The organism is Pyramidobacter sp. C12-8, from assembly GCF_002007215.1.
Taxonomy (GTDB): Bacteria; Synergistota; Synergistia; order Synergistales; family Dethiosulfovibrionaceae; genus Pyramidobacter.
The window spans coordinates 1-3,767 of record NZ_MUHX01000053.1; the positions used below are offsets into that span (position 1 = coordinate 1).

Annotated in this window: 1 protein-coding gene; it reads right to left on the reverse strand. The window is 59.3% G+C overall.

Going from position 1 to position 3,767, the window contains the following annotated elements:
- Window positions 1–3,767, reverse strand: a 3,767-nt coding sequence (locus B0D78_RS12950; protein WP_168170131.1) for a beta strand repeat-containing protein, incomplete at both ends; no start/stop codon positions are given.

A 3,767-nucleotide genomic window follows, 5' to 3' on the forward strand; every position in this document is an offset into this window, starting at 1 on the left:
CCGTCGTCGAGGGTGGCGACTTCGTGGGTCGTGCCGTTCTTGTCTTCGTACACGATGCGGGTCAGGGTCGTTCCGTCGAGGCCGGGGGCTCCGTCTTTCACGTGGATGTCGGCGCTCGCTCCGTCTTTCCCGGTCAGGCCGATGTGGCCGTCGACGCCGTTCTGTCCCGCGGGGCCCTCGCTCCAGATGGTCACGCCGTCTTTGCCGTTCGCTCCCGTCACTCCGATCTTGCCGTCTTTGCCGTCTTTGCCGACGGTGACGCTTGCGGCTTTCAGGTCTTTGTTCAGCAGGATGTCGATGGTGGTGTTGCCGGCAGTATCCTGGGCGATCTTGGTCTTGACGTTCTCGCCGGAGTACTTGTCGTCGGCTTCGGTTCCGGCGCCCTGGATCTTCACCGTGCTGCCGAGTTTGTTCGTCTGCACTCCGCCGACGTTCGCGTCGAATTTCAGGCCGATATTGATCAGATTCGTCACCGTCGTATTGCTGCTGATGTCGATGTGAGTCCCCAGATTCGCGTTGGCCGTCACGGTCACTTTCGCGCCGTCGGTCCCGTCGGCCGCTACGGCCACGTCGATCTTGTCGGCTTCGCCTTCGAATTTGATGTTTTTCTTCGTCGCGCCGCCGAGGGTGATGTCCTGTTTCGCACCCGCGGCGTTGCTGACGGTGAAGCCGCCTTTCAGCGCCGTGATGTCGTCGCCGTGCTGATTGACCGTCGTATTGTTGTTGATCGTGGTGTTGATGGTGTTGGTCAGGTTCGTGGCGTTGACTTTGTACTTCACGCCGCTGGCGCCGACTTCCGACTCGATCAGGCTGCCGTCGCCTTCGAACTTGATGGTTTCCGTTCCGGTCTTGTTCGCGGTGATCGTCTTCGTGCCGGTGCCGGCGTCGGCGATCTTGAATTTCGCTTCCACGTTGTTGATCACGGTCGAGCTGTTGTTGATGGTGTTGCCCAGCGTCGTGCCGTCCAGGCCGATCTTCAGGCCGCTGGCGTCCACCTTCGTAGTCACGCCGTCGGCGCCCGTCACCGTCAACGGCGTCGAGGCGTCAATGACTTTGGCTCCGGCGGGCGTCTCCGCGTCCTGAATGGTCCATTTGGCGGCGGCGCCGATGGTGGTGGAAATGTTGTCGATCTTGTTCTTGGTGGCGTCGTCGAGGCCGATGGTCATCTTCTTGGCCGTGCTGTCGTACTCGGCTTCCACGTAGTTCTTACCGGCAAATTCCAGCGTGTCCCCCGCTGTGATCGCACCCTGGACACTGCCGGCTTTGACGTTGAAGCCGCCTGCAAGGTTCTGCACGGTGGTGTTGTTGGTAATGGCATTGTTTAACGCAGTGGTGTCCAGGTTGTACTTCACGCCGTCGGTAGTCATCGCCGATTTGATGTACGTGCCGTCGCCTTCGAACTTCACGGTCGGTTCGGTGTCCTTGGCCAGCGTCACGGTCTTCTTCGTTCCCGTTTCCGCGGTCACGCCGAATTTGGCGCTGATGTTCGTCACCGGGTTGCTGGTGGTATTGTTGATCTGGTTGATGACGTCGCCGGTGATGTTCTGCACGAGCTTGGTCTTGTCGATGGCGTAGGTCACGTTGCGGTTGCCGTCCACGCTCGCCGTGAAGGCATCGCCGATCGTGCCACCGGCCTTGAAGGTCACGGCTTCCTTGGCAGTTCCGCCAAGCGCCACGGAGCTTTTCACGCCGCCGGCGTCGGCAAGGTCGAAACCGCCCTGCAGCTTGGTGATGTTGCTGGTGTTCGTTGTAACGCGGTTATCCAGGTTGGTGATCGCGCTGTTGTTGCTGATGTCGATATTCTGGCCGAGGTTGGCGTTGGCCGTCACGGTCACTTTCGCGCCGTCGGTCCCATCGGCCGCTACGGCCACGTCGATCTTGTCGGCTTCGCCTTCGAATTTGATGTTTTTCTTCGTCGCGCCGCCGAGGGTGATGTCCTGTTTCGCACCCGCGGCGTTGCTGACGGTGAAGCCGCCTTTCAGCGCGGTGATGTCGTCGCCGTGCTGATTGACCGTCGTGTTGTTGGTGATGGTGCTGTTCAGCTTGGTTTCGTCCATGCTCAGGTGAAGGCCAGAGTTGTCCACTTTGGTCTTTACATAAGCGTCGCCTTCGACGACCAACGGGGTGGTGCTGTTGATTTCCTTCTCGCCCGCCGGCGTCTCTCCGTCTTTGATGGTCCATTTGGACGCGTTGTTGATGGTGGTGCTGAGGTTGTCGATCTTGTTCTTGGTGGCGTCGTCGAGGCCTATGGTCATCTTCTTGGCGGCGCTGTCATAGATCGTTTCCACGTAGTTCTTACCGGCGAATTCAAGGGTGTCGCCGGCCGTGATCGCTCCCTGAACGCTGCCGGCTTTGACGTTGAAACCGCCCGCAAGGTTCTGCACGGTGGTGTTGTTGGTGATGGCGTTGTTCAGCGCGGTCGTGTCAAGGTTGTACTTCACGCCGTCGGCGGTCATGGCGGACTTGATGTACGTGCCGTCGCCTTCGAACTTCACGGTCGGTTCGGTGTCCTTGGCCAGCGTCACGGTCTTCTTCGTTCCCGTTTCCGCGGTCACGCCGAATTTGGCGCTGATGTTGGTCACCGGGTTGGTCGTCGTGTTGTTGATCTGGTTGATCACGTCGCCGGTGATGTTCTGCACGAGTTTGGTCTTGTCGATGCCGTAGGTGACTTTCGTCCCGGTCAGACCTACTGTCATCGTGTCGTCGGCCGTCGCAAATTCTACCGTCGGGGCCGTCGCGCCGCCCAGAGCCACGTTGGACGTAGCCGTACCTGCTTTCAGGTCAAAGCCGCCCTGAAGCTTGGTGATGTTATTGGTATTGTTGGTGATGTTCCCCGCGTTCGTGGTCACACGGTTATCCAGGTTGGTGATTGCGCTGTTGTTACTGATGTCGATGTTCTGGCCCAGGTTGGCGTTGGCCGTCACGGTCACTTTCGCGCCGTCGGTCCCGTCGGCCGCTACGGCCACGTCGATCTTGTCGGCTTCGCCTTCGAATTTGATGTTTTTCTTCGTCGCGCCGCCGAGGGTGATGTCCTGTTTCGCACCCGCGGCGTTGCTGACGGTGAAGCCGCCTTTCAGCGCGGTGATGTCGTCGCCGTGCTGATTGACCGTCGTGTTGTTGGTGATGGTGCTGTTCAGCTTGGTTTCGTCCATGCTCAGGTGAAGGCCAGAGTTGTCCACTTTGGTCTTTACATAAGCGTCGCCTTCGACGACCAACGGGGTGGTGCTGTTGATTTCCTTCTCGCCCGCCGGCGTCTCTCCGTCTTTGATGGTCCATTTGGACGCGTTGTTGATGGTGGTGCTGAGGTTGTCGATCTTGTTCTTGGTGGCGTCGTCGAGGCCGATGGTCATCTTCTTGGCCGTGCTGTCGTACTCGGCTTCTACGTAGTTCTTGCCGGCGAATTCAAGGGTGTTGCCGGCCTGGATCGCTCCGGTGTTCGCTCCTGCTTTCACGTTGAACCCGGCCGACAGGTTGGTGATCGACGTGTTGTTGCTGATGTCGATGTTCTGGCCGAGGTTCGGGTCGGCCTTGACGGTGACGACGGGAACGGAATCGGTTCCGGCCACTTCAACGGCGATCTTGTTCGTCTCGCCTTTGAACTGGATCTCGGGCACGCCGCTCTTGCTGATGGTGAGGGTCTTGGTATTGGCGGACGTGCCGTCGCTCACCTTGAACTTGCCTTCGATGTTCGTCACCGGGTTGCTGGTGGTGGTGTTGATCTGGTTGATGACGTCGCCGGTGATGTTCTGCACGAGCTTGGTCTTGTC